Origin of the sequence: Symbiobacterium sp. (assembly GCF_040797425.1) — a bacterium.
Classification (GTDB): domain Bacteria; phylum Bacillota; class Sulfobacillia; order Symbiobacteriales; family Symbiobacteriaceae; genus Symbiobacterium.
Genome location: NZ_JBFNEH010000005.1, coordinates 1 through 14,625, shown reverse-complemented (window position 1 = coordinate 14,625; position 14,625 = coordinate 1). Strand labels below are relative to the sequence as shown.

14 protein-coding genes are annotated in these 14,625 nt (G+C 68.5%); 1 reads left to right on the top strand and 13 read right to left on the bottom strand.

What is annotated here, in order from left to right:
• Positions 1 to 230 precede the first annotated feature (230 nt).
• From xerC to AB2385_RS02475, 8 genes are all read right to left on the bottom strand, one after another.
• Positions 231 to 1,289 (bottom strand): tyrosine recombinase XerC, encoded by a 1,059-nt coding sequence (gene xerC / locus AB2385_RS02510; protein ID WP_367653345.1) that lies wholly within the window; start codon positions 1,287 to 1,289, stop codon positions 231 to 233.
• Between the two features lie 258 nt (positions 1,290 to 1,547).
• A complete protein-coding gene (gene trmFO / locus AB2385_RS02505; protein ID WP_367653344.1) occupies positions 1,548 to 2,894 on the bottom strand; it encodes a methylenetetrahydrofolate--tRNA-(uracil(54)-C(5))-methyltransferase (FADH(2)-oxidizing) TrmFO in 1,347 nt (448 codons plus the stop codon).
• Complete coding sequence (gene topA, locus AB2385_RS02500; RefSeq protein ID WP_367653343.1) at positions 2,895 to 5,096, bottom strand: type I DNA topoisomerase; 2,202 nt, start codon at positions 5,094 to 5,096, stop codon at positions 2,895 to 2,897.
• 73 nt (positions 5,097 to 5,169) lie between these two features.
• Positions 5,170 to 6,276, bottom strand: a complete 1,107-nt coding sequence (dprA, locus tag AB2385_RS02495; protein ID WP_367653342.1) for a DNA-processing protein DprA — start codon at positions 6,274 to 6,276, stop codon at positions 5,170 to 5,172.
• Between the two features lie 95 nt (positions 6,277 to 6,371).
• Complete coding sequence (locus AB2385_RS02490; protein ID WP_367653341.1) at positions 6,372 to 7,526, bottom strand: M20/M25/M40 family metallo-hydrolase; 1,155 nt, start codon at positions 7,524 to 7,526, stop codon at positions 6,372 to 6,374.
• An 81-nt stretch (positions 7,527 to 7,607) separates the two neighbouring features.
• A complete protein-coding gene (locus tag AB2385_RS02485) occupies positions 7,608 to 7,871 on the bottom strand; it encodes a sulfurtransferase TusA family protein (RefSeq protein WP_367653340.1) in 264 nt (87 codons plus the stop codon).
• A 171-nt stretch (positions 7,872 to 8,042) separates the two neighbouring features.
• Entirely contained in the window at positions 8,043 to 8,291 is a 249-nt protein-coding gene (locus AB2385_RS02480) for a hypothetical protein (RefSeq protein WP_367653339.1), read from the bottom strand.
• Between the two features lie 41 nt (positions 8,292 to 8,332).
• Positions 8,333 to 9,985 carry a YifB family Mg chelatase-like AAA ATPase gene (locus AB2385_RS02475; protein ID WP_367653338.1) on the bottom strand — a complete coding sequence of 551 codons (1,653 nt, stop codon included), beginning with the start codon at positions 9,983 to 9,985 and terminating at the stop codon, positions 8,333 to 8,335.
• Positions 9,986 to 10,174: 189 nt separating this feature from the next.
• Between AB2385_RS02475 and AB2385_RS02470 the strand changes: the two genes are divergently transcribed.
• Positions 10,175 to 11,002, top strand: a complete 828-nt coding sequence (locus tag AB2385_RS02470; protein WP_367653337.1) for a DUF3794 domain-containing protein — start codon at positions 10,175 to 10,177, stop codon at positions 11,000 to 11,002.
• Between the two features lie 54 nt (positions 11,003 to 11,056).
• Here the strand turns inward: AB2385_RS02470 and AB2385_RS02465 are convergent, their stop codons facing one another.
• From AB2385_RS02465 to rplS, 5 genes are all read right to left on the bottom strand, one after another.
• Entirely contained in the window at positions 11,057 to 11,413 is a 357-nt protein-coding gene (locus AB2385_RS02465; RefSeq protein ID WP_367653336.1) for a YraN family protein, read from the bottom strand.
• Positions 11,414 to 12,199: a ribonuclease HII gene (locus tag AB2385_RS02460; RefSeq protein ID WP_367653335.1), complete on the bottom strand. Its 786-nt coding sequence runs from the start codon at positions 12,197 to 12,199 to the stop codon at positions 11,414 to 11,416.
• Positions 12,200 to 12,394: 195 nt separating this feature from the next.
• Positions 12,395 to 13,261: a ribosome biogenesis GTPase YlqF gene (gene ylqF, locus AB2385_RS02455; protein ID WP_367653334.1), complete on the bottom strand. Its 867-nt coding sequence runs from the start codon at positions 13,259 to 13,261 to the stop codon at positions 12,395 to 12,397.
• A 13-nt stretch (positions 13,262 to 13,274) separates the two neighbouring features.
• Complete coding sequence (lepB, locus tag AB2385_RS02450) at positions 13,275 to 13,967, bottom strand: signal peptidase I (protein WP_367653333.1); 693 nt, start codon at positions 13,965 to 13,967, stop codon at positions 13,275 to 13,277.
• Positions 13,968 to 14,075: 108 nt separating this feature from the next.
• Positions 14,076 to 14,444 (bottom strand): 50S ribosomal protein L19, encoded by a 369-nt coding sequence (rplS, locus tag AB2385_RS02445; protein ID WP_367653332.1) that lies wholly within the window; start codon positions 14,442 to 14,444, stop codon positions 14,076 to 14,078.
• Between the last annotated feature and the right edge of the window lie 181 nt (positions 14,445 to 14,625).

Below are 14,625 nucleotides of genomic sequence, written 5' to 3'. Positions count from 1 at the left end.
GTGCGGCCCTGCTGAACGCTTCCCTGCGCGGCGGCGCTCCTCGCCGCCCTCATGAGCGTTCCCGATGCACCAACTTCTCAGGCTCTTCACTAATGATGCCCCAACTCTCTCCGAAATCAATCGCCTCCGCTGCCTGGAATGTGCTGAAAAAGAGTGCATGAGCGCTGCTGCGATGGGCGCAGGACCGAGTTTCCGCCTTGACCAGAAGCAACGCCCAAGGAGTTGCTGCGTCAAAGGTCACCGCCTTGCTGCGTTCGCCGCTGGCGTGGATGAGCCTTCAAATATTGCTGCCGCAGTTGCTGCGTGGTGACGTGGGTGTACACCTGGGTGGTGGACAGGCTGGCATGCCCGAGCATCTCCTGCAACGCGCGGAGGTCGGCCCCGTGGTTGAGCATATGGGTCGCAAACGTATGGCGCAGCTTGTGGGGGCTGATGTGCCGGGAGAGCGCCATCTGCTCCACGTAGTGGTCGAGCAGCCGGCGCACCGAGCGGTCGGTAAGCCGCGTGCCCAGCTTGTTCAGGAAGAGCGGCTGCCGCTCTTCGGGGAGGGCCTGGTCGGCCGCCGGGGCCCGTGCCCTGAGCTCCGGCCACGCCTGCGCCAGGTAGTTCCCCAGGGCCTGCAGCGCCTCGCTCCCCACCGGAACCGCGCGCTCCTTCCGCCCCTTGCCGTACACGACCACCCAGCCATCGGTGTAATCGATGTCGCCCCGGTTGAGGGCCACCAACTCGCTCACGCGGAGCCCGGTGGCGTAGAGCAGTTCCAGGAGCGCCCTGTCCCTGAGCCCCAGCGGGGTGCTCGTGTCGGGCTGCGAGAGCAGCCCGCCGATCTCCTCTTCATCCAGAAATACAGGCAGCCGCCGCTCCAGCTTCGGGGTCTGCACCCCCTTCACGGGATTCGAAGGCACGAGCCCGTTTTTCTGGAGATACTTGAAGAAGGAGCGCAGGCAGGAGAGCTTGCGTGCGATGCTGCGCCGGGTAAACTGCTGCGCCTGCAGGAAGGCCAGGTACGCGCGGATCGTGCGGTGATCCACGGCCCTGAGCTCGGCAAGGCCTATGGCCGGCAGCGGCGCTTCGCCCGGAGCGAAATCGTGCTTGCGCGTCCGCCCGGTGCGGCGCCCGCCCACCACCGGCACGCTCGTACCCCCGGTGGCCAGCCAGGCATAGAACTGCACCAGGTCCAGCCGGTAACTGCGCAGGGTGTGATCGGATGCGGCCTTCTCCACAGAGAGGCTGGTGAGGAAGCCCGCCACTTCGGGACCCAGGCCCTCGCCCAGGTACTCTCCCGCCACCCGCGTGCACCTCCCGCCAGCCACTTTGTTATGAGGCTTATCCAATCGGTCATTATCCTAACATACAGCATGTGCACGTGGCAAGGCTACAATTCAGAAAATATCTCTATCCCGATCCAATTTGGACACGCCGATTTCAACGCCTAAGGGCCGCTTGCTCCCATTTTCACGAGAAATCGGCCACGTACCAGTTTCTGCCTGTAATATAACATTTTCGTTACAACCCCTCGAGGCTCGGAAGATGCAACGTCTTGAACGCTATTCCCCCGCGAGAGTTACGCCCAGCGCCTCGGGAGCCCACTCGGCCAGCACCTTCAGGGCGCGCTCGGAGATGGCCCGCTTGCGCGCACGCTTGTCCCGGATCGGCGGCCCCTCCAGCGGGGGCATGAGGCCGAAGGCGATGTTCATCGGCTGGAAGTGGTCCGGGTCGGCATGGGTGATGTAGTGCAGGAGCGACCCGATGGCGGTCTCGCGCGGAAAGACCAGCGGCTCCTGCCCGAGTGCCCGGCGCGCCGCGTTGATTCCCGCCACCAGGCCGCCGGCGGCAGACTCCACGTACCCTTCCACACCGGTCATCTGGCCGGCGAAGAACAGCCCGGGCCGCTTGCGGGACTCGCCGGTGGGGTGGAGAAGCAGCGGCGATTTCATGAAGGTGTTACGGTGGATCACGCCGTACCGCTCGAACTCCGCCTCCTCCAGCCCCGGGATCAACCGGAAGACCCGCTTCTGCTCCCCCCACTTCAGGCTGGTCTGAAAGCCCACCAGGTTGTACAGGGTGCCCGCGGCGTTGTCCTGGCGCAGCTGGACCACCGCCCAGGGGCGCCGCCCCGTTCGGGGGTCGATGAGGCCCACGGGCTTCAGGGGGCCGTAGCGGAGCGCGTCTGGCCCCCGGCGGGCGATCTCCTCGATGGGCAGGCAGCCCTCGAAGTAGCAGACCTGCTCGTCTTCGGGGTTGTGGGGCATCGCCCGCTCGGCGGTGAGCAGCGCCTGGTAGAAGGTCTCGTACTCCTCCTTGCTCATGGGACAGTTGAGGTAGTCCTCGCCGCCCCCCTTGCCGTACCGGCTCATGCGGAAGACCTTCTCCATGTTCACCGTCTCGATGTTGACGATGGGCGCCGCGGCATCGTAGAACGAGAGCGCCTTCTCGCCGGTGAACCGCTGGATGGCCTCTGCCAGCGGCGCCGACGTGAGGGGCCCGGTCGCCACCACCACCACACCCTCGGGGGGAATCTCCCGGATTTCCTCCCGCAACACCGTGATGTTCGGGTGCTGCAGAAGGGCGCGGGTCACCCCCTCGGAGAAGTCCGTACGGCTCACGGCGAGGGCCCCGCCCGCGGGCACGGCATGGGTCAGGGCCTCGCGCAGGATGAGGCTGCCGAGCCGGCGCATCTCCTCCTTGAGCAGGCCAACGGCGTTCTCGAGGCTGGCCCCCCGCAGCGAGTTGGAGCAGACCAGCTCCGCGAACAGGTCCGTCTTGTGCACGGCCGTGGTGACCTTCGGCCGCATTTCGTAGAGCGTCACCTTCACGCCGCGAGAGGCGGCCTGCCAGGCCGCCTCCGATCCCGCCAGACCGGCGCCGATGATCGTGATGTGAGGCTGTTCCACTCAGGCATGCACCTCTTCCATCGATTCAACGGGTTCAACGTAGCCGCAGTCCGGCGCCTTGCACACGTGAGCCAGGCCGTACTCCTTCGTGCGCTTCTCCACCAGGAAGGGCGCGCCGCATTCGGGGCACGGGCGGTTCACCGGCTTCTCCCAGGAGACGAAGTCGCAGTTCGGGTAGTTGGTGCAGCCGTAGAACTTGCGGCCGCCCTTCTTCGCCTTCCGCTCCACGATGCGGCCCGTGCCGCAGGCGGGGCAGGTGACCCCCGTCTCCTCGAAGATCGGCTTGGTCGACTTGCACTCCGGGAAGCCGGGGCACGCCAGGAACTTGCCGAACCGGCCGTATTTCACCACCATGAACCGGCCGCACTTCTCGCAGCGCACGTCGGAGACCTCGTCTTCCAGTTCGAACCCGCCCACCTTCTCCTCGGCCTCTTTCAGGGTGGCCTCGAAGGGGCCGTAGAACTGGCTGAGCAGCTCCTTCCAGCTCAGTGCGCCCTCCTCCACCGCGTCCAGGTCGCTCTCCAGGTGCGCGGTGAACTCCACATCGATGATGCGGGGGAAGTACTCTTTCAGGATGTCGGTGACCAGCACCCCGAGCTGCGTCGGTTCGAAGCGCTTATCCCGCTTCACCACGTAGCCGCGGGCCTGGATCGTCTGGATGATCGGGGCGTAAGTGGACGGCCGCCCGATGCCCCGCTCCTCCAGCGCCTTCACCAGCATCGCCTCGGAGTACCGGGGCGGCGGCTGGGTGAAGTGCTGCCGGGGTTCCAGCCGGAGCAGGCGCACCCACTGGCCCTCGGCCAGGTCGGGCAGCAGCCCCTCCGCCTCCTCCCTGGGCCCCTCCTCGTCCTCGCTCTCGATGTAGACCTTCATGAAGCCCGGGAACTTCAGCGTCTGGCCGGTGGCCCGGAACACGTGCTCCCCGGCCGCCAGTTCCACCGAGACCGTGTCCAGCACCGCCGGGGCCATCTCGCTGGCGACGAACCGCTCCCAGATGAGCTTGTACAGCCGGTACTGGTCGGAGGTGAGGTAGGGTTTCACCATCTCGGGGGTACGGTTTACATCGGTGGGCCGGATGGCCTCGTGGGCACCCTGCTCCCCCGCCCGCTTCTCGGCCTCCCGGCGCTTGGCCGGGCGGTACTCGGGGCCGTACTGCTGTTCAATGAAGGCCGCCACGGCCCGCGCAGCCTCGTCTGCGATGCGGGTGGAGTCGGTGCGAATGTAGGTAACCAGGCCAGTGTGGCCAGCCTCGCCCAGGGGCAGGCCCTCGTAGAGCTGCTGGGCCACGGCCATCGTCCGGCGCACGGTGAAGCCCAGCTTGCGCGACGCCTCCTGCTGCAGGGTGGACGTGGTGAACGGGAACGCGGGGTTGCGCTTCTTCTCCCGCCGCTTCACGGTGCGCACCTGAAGGCGGAGGTCGGCACCGTTGAGGTCGACGGGCTCGCCGGAGGAGAGGCCGCCGAAGGCGCCGCTGCCCTCCCGCCGGAGCACGGCTTGCTCCCCGGCGACGGCCGCCACCACGGCGGCGGCGTCAGCGGCGTTCTTCAGTTCCACCTTCTCCTGCCCGCGGCCCTGGTACCGGGCGGTGAAGCCCTGCCCGTCGGCGGTCTCCAAACGTGCGGTCAGAGTCCAGTATTCCTCCGGCTGGAACGCCTGAATCTCCCGCTCGCGGTCGACGATCAGCCGCACGGCCACCGACTGCACCCGGCCGGCGGAGAGGCCCCGCCGCACCTTGCGCCAGAGCAGCGGGCTCAGCTTATAGCCCACCAGGCGGTCCAGCACCCGGCGGGCCTGCTGGGCCTCCACCCGGGCCATGTCGATGGGCCGCGGGCGCTTGATTGCGCGCTGGATGGCGTCCTTGGTGATCTCGTGAAACTCGATGCGCACCGGTGCGTCGGTGGGGATCTTCAGCGCCTGGGCCAGGTGCCAGGAGATCGCCTCGCCCTCGCGGTCAGGGTCTGTGGCCAGGAAGACGCGCTCCGCCTTCTTGGCGCTCTCCCTCAGTTCCTTCAGCACGTCTCCCTTGCCACGGATTGTGATGTATTTGGGCTCGAACCCCTCCTCCACGGCCACGCCGAGCTGGCTCCTGGGAAGATCGCGCACGTGCCCCATGGAGGCCTTCACGGTGTACTTCCTGCCCAGGAACTTCTCGATGGTCTTGGCTTTGGCCGGGGACTCCACGATGATGAGGTTCTTGGACACCCAGTCCACACCTCCGAGTGAGATGCCACGGCGCGGAACCCGTGGTCCATAGACTATTCCTTGCGTCTGTGGTCTATCCAATACGAGTGTATTGCCCGTCTGGTAGCCGCCGAATCGCGCTGCGAATCTCGAGCATGGTCAGGCAGGCCTGCACCTCGGCCACCGAAAGGCCGCACGTCTCCGCCAGGTCCCCTGGCCACCAGGTGGCATCGCCCATCCAGCCCAGCACCCGCTGCTCCAGCTCTGTGAGGCCGCGCGGCGTGAACTGGATCGGCCCCTCAGCCGGCGTGAGGAAGCCCATGTCCTCCAGCACCTGCCGGCCGCTGATGGCCAGGCCGGCGCCGTCCCGCAGGTAGCGGAAGAGTCCGCGCGACAGGGGGCTGGTGATCGGGCCGGGCACGATGAACAGCTCCCGGCACTGTTCGATGGCGTGCTGCGCGGTGATGAGGGTTCCCGACCGCTCCCCGGCTTCCACCAGGATCACCGCGTGGCTGAGGCCGCTGATGATCCGGTTGCGCTCGGGGAAGTGCTCGGGTCGGGGCTGGCTTCCGGGCGGTTGCTCGGAGAAGATCGCCCCCGTCTCCTTCATCTGGCGATATATGGCCACCGATTCACGAGGATAGCAGACATCGGCGCCGCCGCCAAGCACCGCCGCAGAGATTCCCCCGGCGCCGAGCGCTCCCCGGTGGGCGGCGGTGTCGATTCCCCTGGCCATGCCGCTGATGACCACCGCCCCCAACTGGGCCAGCTCCCGGGCCAGTTGCTCGGCCACGGCCAGGCCGTAGCTGGTGGGCCGCCGGGTGCCCACGATGGCCACCACCGGCCGCTGGGGCCGGGCGTCGGGCTCCCACGGACCGTGCTGGTAGAGCACCGGCGGCGGCACAGGAATCTCCTTCAGGCGCTCCGGGTAGCCGGGCTCGCCATAACAAAGCACCCGGAGTCCGGCCCGCCGGGCCCGCTCCAGGTCGCGCTCCGCCTCCCGCCGCAGGTCGGCGCTGCGGCGCGCCGTCACCGCGGCCCGGGCCACCTCGCGGTTCCAGCCCTTCACGGCGGCCAGTTCTGCCTCGCCCAGTTGCCACGCGATCTCGGCCGAATCGCACGCCCGCAGCAGTTCCGCCATCCGCTGCCGGCCCACGCCCGGGACACGCCCGTAGATCAACCAGACCAGGGCACTCTCCATGCCGCTCACCCCCACGCTGCCGGCGGCCGGTCCCCTTCCGGCCGCCGGTCCGCCTCCCCACGGCGCCCCTGACGGGAAAAAGCCCGGCGGCTCGTCTACCGGGCTCGCAAGGGCAACTCCTGCACCCCCAGCACCAGGAGCAGCACCTGCGCCAGCCCCTTGGCAAGCGGGGAGGTATAGATGTACTCGTCCAGCCGGTGGCCGTTGCCACCGAGGGTCACCCCCACCGTAACGGCCGGAATCCCTATGGAAAGCGGGACGTTGCCGTCGGTGGAGGAAGGGTAGCTCCGCGTCTGCAGCCCCAGATCGCGGTGCACGGCCCGCACCAGGTTGCAGAGCGGGTGCTCGTCGGGGATGGAGCCGATGGGGCGGTCGCCCAGGAGCTCCAGCGTGGCCCGCACCCCGGTCTCCCGCTCCACGGCCCGGATGATCCGCTGCACCCGCTCCTCCAGGCGGATCAACTCGGTCCGGTCCAGCGAGCGCAGGTCGATCACCGCCTCCGCCCGCGCCGCGATGGTATTGACCGAGGTGCCCCCGGAGATGAGGCCGACGTTGTAGGTGGTCTTCGGGTGGATGGGCACCCGCAGTTCGCTGATGCGGGCGATCATGCGGGCGAGGCTGTGGATGGCGCTGGGCGCCCCGAAGGAGCCCCACGAGTGGCCGCCGCTGGTGGTCACCACCAGGCGGAAGCGCCGGCTGCCCACGCCTTCCCGCACCATTCCGCCCAGGCTGCCGTCGAGGGCCACCACGTAGTCGATCTCCTGCTCCAGGGCCCGCACCACGGCGCGCATCCCCTCCAGGTTCCCGAGCCCCTCCTCGCCGCAGGTGGCCACGAAGATCACGTCGCCCGCCAGGCTGACGTCGGCTTCCACCAGCAGCCGGGCGGCGTGGAGCAGGATGGCCACACTGGCCGAGTTGTCGCCCACGCCGGGAGCGCGGAGGATCTCGCCCTCGTTCTTCACGGTCACGTCGGTCCCGGGCGGGAACACGGTGTCGAGGTGCGCGGCCAGGAGCAGGTTCGGCCCCTTGCCCGTTCCCCGCAGGCGGCCGATCACGTTCCCGATGCCATCGCGGTAGACCTCCCGCAGGCCGAACTCGCTCATGCGCCGCTGCACGTAGGCGGCGCGCTCCTCCTCGTGGAAGGTGGGCGCGGGAATCTGGCAGATTGCGATGACCTCTCGGACGACATCAGGCAGCGCGGTCTCTGCCTCGGCCACCAGGCGGCGTGCGGCAGGGCGTTCGAGCAACATGCGGCGTCGCCCCCTTCGGCAGGTTCAATCTCCGATTATAGCTGAAGGTCGAAAGGTTGGAAAGCGCAGCCACCTTTGCCCCTATTCGACCCGCTTCCGGATCACCACTTCCCACTCGCCTTCTCCCACTGCGCGCACCGCCAGCACCTCGTCGCCGCAAAGCTGGGCGCTGCGGGGCACGTTGCGGGTGGCCGGCTCGTAATCGAGCCGCACCAGCAGCACCTGTCCCACGGCCATTTCCTCCAGGGCGATCTTGGTCTTCGCAAAGGTGATGGGGCAGACGTCGCCGCGCAGGTCGAGGATACGGTCGGGCGGGGGCACCGCTGCGGTGTCGGTCGTCGTCATGGGGAAATCCTCCTCCTCACCGCTGCGCCGGGCCCATTCTCCTCCGGGCCCGGCGGGTACAGTCGCTTCCGTGCCGGAGGGCACCCGGGCGCGTCCTCGTCCCCTCCGGCGCAACCCCTGTGCAGACTGCGGGGAGGCCGGCGGCGCCCGCCTCCCCACCCGGTCCTGGTTCTAATCTTCTCGCCTGTCGCTCTCGCCACCTGCTGACTCGATGTCCCTTTCCACCGCGCCCCCGTCGGTCTTGGCCTCGCGCGCGTGCTGCTTGTCGAGGCTGGTCAGACTGTTGGGCAGCGTCTGCATCGGGTTCTCCAGCCGCTGCTGGTCCAGGGCCTCCAGACGGGCGGCGTCTTCCCGCCAGCCGGTGCCCCGGCGGTCGGCCATCGGCCCTTCGTGGACGATCTGCTGTTGCTTCCTTGCCATGAAGGCTCCCTCCCGGCGCCAAGGTTGACCGCAGGCCGCGGTCAGGCCTTAGCATGCGCAGGGCGCCGCCGCACAACCCGGAGCGGGCGGGCTTGCACTCCGGCCGTCGCAACAGGCTGCGCTTCAGTCGTCGGGCGGACTGCCCGCGCGGCCGGCGGGGTGAACAGCGGATCTGCGGAGGCGACGCGGTACTGCAGCGCCTCGGCCAGGTGCGCCAGAGAGATGGTCTCCGTGCCTTCCAAGTCGGCAAGGGTGCGGGCCACCCGCAGCACCCGGTCGTGGCCGCGCAGGCTAAGGCCGAACCGCTCCACAGCCTCCCGCATCAGTTCCTCGCCGCCGGCCGGCAGGCGGCAGAAACGACGGAGCAGTTCCGGCCCCATCTCGGCGTTGGTGCTGAGGCCGAACGGGGCCAGCCGGCACCGCTGGCGCTCGCGCGCGGCGCACACCCGTTCCCGCACCGCTGCGGACGACTCGGCCTCGGCGCAGGCGCGGTACTGATCGTAGGTCACGGGCTGCAGGTAGAGTTGCAAGTCGAAGCGGTCGAGCAGGGGGCCCGACAGGCGGTTGCGGTAGAGGTGCACGGCCGCCGCCGTGCAGGTGCAGGCGCGCACTGGGTCGCCCAGGTGGCCGCAAGGGCAGGGGTTGGCCGCCGCGACCAGCATGGGGCGCGCGGGAAACGTGACGTGACCGTTCGCGCGGGCCAGCCGAACCAGGCCCTCCTCCAGCGGCTGGCGGAGCGCTTCCAGCACGTCGCGGCCGAACTCCGGGAGTTCGTCCAGGAAGAGCACGCCCCGGTGGGCCATCGTGATCTCCCCGGGCCGGATGGGGTTTCCGCCGCCCAGCAGCGCCGCCCGCGAGGCGGCGTGGTGCGGCGCCCGGAAGGGGCGCCGGCGCAGCAGCCGGCCGCCGTCCAGTTCGCCGGCGACGCTGTAGATGCGGCTCACCTCCAGCGCCTCACCGCGCTCCAGCGGCGGCAGGATGGTGGCCAGGCAACGGGCCAGCAGGCTCTTGCCGGCACCGGGGGGACCGACCATGAGCAGGTTGTGCCCACCGGCCGCCGCCACCTCGAGAGCCCGCCGGGCCACCACCTGGCCCCGCACCAGCGCCAGGTCAACACTGTCCTCACCGGCCTCCTCCACCGGCGGCACCGGGGTGGGGACGGTCAGGTCCTGCTCTCCTCTCAGGTAGGCCACCAGGTCGACCAGGCCGTGTGCAGAGAGGACCGGGGGAGCTGACTCCCCCGTCCCTTCGAAGGCCGCCATCGCCTCGGCGGCGCTCTCCGGCGGCAGAATCAACCGGAGACCGCCCAGCGCCGCCAGGGCCATGGCCAGGGCCCCGCGCACCGGGCGCAGGGCGCCGTCCAGGGCCAGCTCGCCGGCGAAGGCCAGACCCTCCAGCCGTTCCGGGGGAAAGGCCCCGGTGGCCGCCAGCACGCCCAGTGCGATCGCCAGGTCGAAGCCCGCCCCCGCCTTGCGGGTGTGGGCCGGGGCGAGATTCACGGTGATCCGCTGAAGCGGAAACTGCCATCCGCCGTTGCGGATGGCGGCACGCACCCGCTCCCGGGCCTCGCGCACCGCCGCGTCGGGCAGGCCCACGATCTCGAAGCTGGGCAGCCCGGGACTCACGTCGACCTCCACCGCCACCGGCAGCGCGTCGATTCCAAGCAGGGCAAAGCTCCAGACCCGCACAAACACCCATCCCGCCCCCTGCCAACACGTGTTCGCCTTGCTGTTCACCATCATGCCACAGGAGGCGCATTCTGTCAATACCTGCTATTCCTGGTTGTCTGCTCCTGACTTGGAGTCAGAACCCCAGGCGTTATGTCAACATACGCTGGTACCGGACCGCCGCGGTGCAAACCGGGCGGCATGGGAGGGTGGCCGATGGCGTTCGAAGTCGAGCAAGTGGTTGGCTCCGGCAGCGTTCAGCAACTGCTCTGCCAGACGATCGATCTGGGCACCCAAGCTGAGGAGATCAAGCAGATCAGCAAGACGGTCATCATCGACAACTGCATGGCCGTCTTCGACAAGGTCATCGTCGACGGACGCCTGCGCAAGGATATCATGTTCAAGCAGGCCGGCATGGGCTTCCCCATCCCCGGCACCGTTCAGGGCTGCACCGGCGTCACGGGCACGGTGAGCGGCCCGGTCATGGACCTGGACGTCGAGATCACCTTCAACGCGCTGATCCCGGTGCCGGGGGCCCAGCCGGGCGACAAGTGCGTGGTGCTGCAGGCCTTCGTGGAGGGCGAGAAGGAAGAGCCGGCAGACATCCTGCCCAACGGCTCCTTCCGCCGGCTGGTGGACAAGTCGATCGTCTTCATATGCGTGAAAGTGGTGCGCGACACGGTCACCGACACGCTGGGCAACGGCATGGGCGCCACCACGGGGGGCGGCATCTCGGGCGTCATCATCAACGGCAACGGGAACGGCGGCGGCACGGCGCTCTGCCCGCAGCGCCGCTCCACCGGCTTCTTCCCGGGCGGAAACGGCACGATCCCCCGGGCCCGTCCGGGCCTCCTCCCCGGTACGTGGATCGGCCCGACGCTGATCTTCCCCGGCGTGCTCAACCCCGGCATCCCCACCACGATCCCGCCCATGAACCAGATCATGAGCCTCCAGGGCACGCAGGTGCAGGTGACAGGCGGGGCCGCCATGGAGAACAACGGGGCCTCGGATATCACCACCACCGGAGGCACTATAATCTCGTGATGTGTGCAAGAGGAGCCCCCGGTCATCCTGCCGGACGGCTCCCATCTGTACTGCCTATGCCGTGAACGCCCCCCGGATCACATGGCACCGGTAGCGGCCGTCGGGACCGGGCTCCACCTCCACCACGTCGAAGCGGCAGGGCGGCGCCGGGCGGCCCAGGCGGGCCAGATAAAGCGACGCCAGGCGCACGAGGCGCCGGCGCTTGTCCGCGGTCACCGCCTCGGCCGGGGAGCCGAAACCCCGCCCCCGGCGGGTCTTCACCTCCACGAAAACCAGGAAGCCGCCCTCCTCGGCGACCAGGTCGATCTCCCCGGCCCGGAAGCGCACGTTGCGGGCGATGATGCGGTAACCTTGCGAGGCGAGGTAGGCGGCCGCGGCCTGCTCGCCCTCGCTCCCCACGCGCCGGTTCACCTAGCTCTCCGTGAAGAGCAGCGGGGCGCCCACGGGTGCGCCATCGGCCGGCTTGCGGTGCAGCGGGCAGGGCCCGTATCGCTCGAGGGCGAGCCGGTGCTCGGCCGTGCCGTATCCCTTGTGGTGCTTGAAGCCGTACTCCGGATACTTGGCGTCCATCTCGATCATATACTCGTCGCGCCTCACCTTGGCCACCACGGCCGCGGCGGCGATGGAACAAGAGAGCGACTCGCCGCCCACCACCGGGACCTGCGGCTGCGTCACGCCGGGCAGGTGCAGGCCGTCGATCAGGAGGTGGTCGGGCGTCACGGGCAGGTCAGCCAAGGCCTTGACCAGGGCTTTGTAGGTGGCCACGATCACGCTGGCCTCGTCGATGGACTCCGGCTGCACCATGCCCACGCCGATGGCCACGGCGGAGGCGCAGATCTGTTCGTAGAGCTCCTGGCGCCGACGGGGCGAAAGCCGCTTCACGTCGTCGATGCCGGGCAGGTCCACCTCACCCGGAAGGATCACCGCCGCGGCCACCACCGGCCCCGCCAGCGGGCCCCGTCCCACCGCGTCGAGGCCGGCCACATGGCGGTAACCCATTGACCAGAGCTGGCGCTCGTAGCTGTACATGCGCTGCAGCGTCGCACGCCGCCGCTCCCGTTCCTCCAGCTGCTGGCGGCACTGCCGCACCAGCTTCTGCGCGCCCTCGCGCGGGTCCTCGCTCAGCGCAGCGATGATGTCTGGGAAAATCTCCGGGCCTTCCTCTTGAATGAGTGCTTGAAGACGCTTCAGGCTCATCCTTTTCAAGATGTGTCTTCTCATTATTCTACACACCCCCACCCTCTCTCCGACTTGAGCCAGGCTGCCTGGTCCGCCAGCCACCCCTTTAGGACTTCAGCGCGCCTAAATCGTGAAAGTGAGTTTCGGCAGGTTGTGAGAAAAATCCTCCTATGACTATTAGACCCGTTAGGATTTAGCTGTATGCTTGCAATATCACAGTTTCGTTGAGGGGGGGCAGGGGGTCTGAAGGGAGACACGCCCGAGGCGTCCTTCACGAAATTCGCGCAGAACCAGCGCTGCCGCCGCGTCCAGGTCCACCTGCTCGCCGGCGCGCAGGAGCCCCCGGTGGCGGGCCACCGCCGCCAGGTTGTTCTCGGGCTCGGGGTCGAGTCGGGTCAGCCCCAGCCGCTCGGCCAGGGTGGGGGCCAGCGGCTCATAGATCAGGGTGAGCAGCTCGGCCGCCACCGCGCGCCGGTCGAAGACCTCGTCCTTCACGCACCCGACCGCGGCCAGGAGGACGCCGTCGCGCGGGTCATCGAACTTGGGCACGAGGATGCCCGGCATGTCCAGCAACTCCACGTCCGCGCCGATGCGGATCCACTGCTTCCCGCGGGTCACGCCCGGGCGGTCGCCCACATGCGCGCGGCGGGCCCCCGCCAGCCGGTTGATCACCGACGACTTGCCCACGTTGGGGATGCCGACGGCCATCACCCGGGCCGGACGGGGCTTGCGCCCTTTGGCCGTCCACGCCTCCAGCACTGGGCCGAAGGCGCGGCGCACCGCCGCCAGCACCTCCCGCGCACCCGTGCCCTTCACGGCGTCCAGCGCGACAGCGGGCCGGCCCGGCTCGCTCAGCCGCTCCACCCAGGCGCGGGTGGCGGCGGGGTCAGCCAGGTCGGCCTTGTTCAGGATGAGCACCTGCGGCTTCTGCGCCACCAGCCGCATCAGATCGGGATTGCGGCTGGCCAGCGGACAGCGGGCGTCCACGATTTCCAGCACCACGTCGACCAGCGGTGCGTTCTCCTGCAGAATGCGGCGGGCCTTGGCCATGTGGCCGGGAAACCACTGGATGACCGGCACCGGGCTCCCTCCCTCACAAGCCGTCTCCCTGCGCCGGCGAGGCGAGGGCCCCGATGGCGGAGAGGGGCCAGATGCGGGCCACCGCGAGGCCGCGGATGTTCTCGATGGGCACCTCGCCAAAGTACCGGCTGTCCTCGCTGTTGGAGCGGTTGTCGCCGAGGACGAAGACCGAGTCTTCCGGCACCACGTACGGCCCGAAGTCGCCGCCGCTCATCCGGACCGTGTCCACCTCCGGAAACAACTCGCCGTTCACATACACCTTCCCGCCCCGAATCTCCACCGTGTCGCCCTCGACAGCCACCACCCGCTTGATGAAGTCTCGGTCAGGCTGGCGCGGATACTTGAACACGATGATGTCGCCGGGCTGCGGGTCGCGGAAGCGGTAGATGAACTTGTTCACCAGTACCCGTTCGTGGTCGTGCAGGGTGTTGGTCATGGAGTGACCCGACACCTGGTAGACCTCCACGACGAAAGTCCGGATGATCAGGGCGAAGACGAGCGCCAGGACCAGGGTCTCGACCAGTTCCTGCAGGGGTGACTTCCGCGGGACGGGCGACTTCTCTTCACGCTGTCCGTCACCGCCCTCGGGCCGCGTCTCCTCAGGCGTGGCCGCTTCGGACGGCGTTTCCGCCAGCGTGACCTCTTCGGGCGCCCTCTCCGCGACGGGCCTCTCGTCGGGCAGCCTCTCTTGCGGGATATCCGCCATCTAGGCTCTCCTCCCAGTTCGGCTCCGATGTACAGGCGCCTACATGTGGAACGCTCCGCTCAAACCCGGTGAGGGTGTCGAGCGGAGCGACGCGCGTATGAACCCGAATCATGCCTCTGTCGCAGCGGCGCCCGCCCGACGCTCGCGGATGCGGGCAGCCTTGCCGGTGAGGTTGCGCAGGTAGTACAGCTTCGCCCTGCGGACGACGCCCCGACGGACCACTTCGATGGAGGCGATACGGGGGCTGTGCACGGGGAAGGTACGCTCAACGCCGACGCCGTACGAGATGCGCCGGACGGTGAAAGTCTCGTTGATTCCCGAGCCCTGCCGCTTGATCACCACGCCCTCGAAGGCCTGGATGCGCTCACGGGAACCCTCGATTACCTTCACCTGCACCCGGACGGTGTCGCCGGGCCGGAAGGCGGGAATGTCCGTGCGCAGGTACTCGCGCTCGATCTCCTTAATGATGTTCGACATGATTTCACCCCTTGTACGAGACGTTCGTACCGGTGCTTCCGAGCGTTGCAAGCGGGCCGGCAGCGGACCGTCCGTGATCACACGGAAACCATTATACCAGGGCAGGTGACCCCTGGCAATATTAACGGGCTCTACACTGAGAAGTGTGGGTACCAAGAGGAAATGGCGGTTCGCCAGCCAA

What these genes read in the sequence shown, in the direction of transcription:
- dprA (WP_367653342.1), bottom strand. Translation starts at nt 6,276, where the DNA reads ATGGAGAGTGCCCTGGTCTGGTTGATCTACGGGCGTGTCCCGGGCGTG.
- AB2385_RS02490 (WP_367653341.1), bottom strand. Translation starts at nt 7,526, where the DNA reads ATGTTGCTCGAACGCCCTGCCGCACGCCGCCTGGTGGCCGAGGCAGAG.
- AB2385_RS02485 (WP_367653340.1), bottom strand. Translation starts at nt 7,871, where the DNA reads ATGACGACGACCGACACCGCAGCGGTGCCCCCGCCCGACCGTATCCTC.
- AB2385_RS02480 (WP_367653339.1), bottom strand. Translation starts at nt 8,291, where the DNA reads ATGGCAAGGAAGCAACAGCAGATCGTCCACGAAGGGCCGATGGCCGAC.
- AB2385_RS02470 (WP_367653337.1), top strand. Translation starts at nt 10,175, where the DNA reads ATGGCGTTCGAAGTCGAGCAAGTGGTTGGCTCCGGCAGCGTTCAGCAA.
- AB2385_RS02460 (WP_367653335.1), bottom strand. Translation starts at nt 12,199, where the DNA reads ATGAGCCTGAAGCGTCTTCAAGCACTCATTCAAGAGGAAGGCCCGGAG.
- lepB (WP_367653333.1), bottom strand. Translation starts at nt 13,967, where the DNA reads ATGGCGGATATCCCGCAAGAGAGGCTGCCCGACGAGAGGCCCGTCGCG.
- rplS (WP_367653332.1), bottom strand. Translation starts at nt 14,444, where the DNA reads ATGTCGAACATCATTAAGGAGATCGAGCGCGAGTACCTGCGCACGGAC.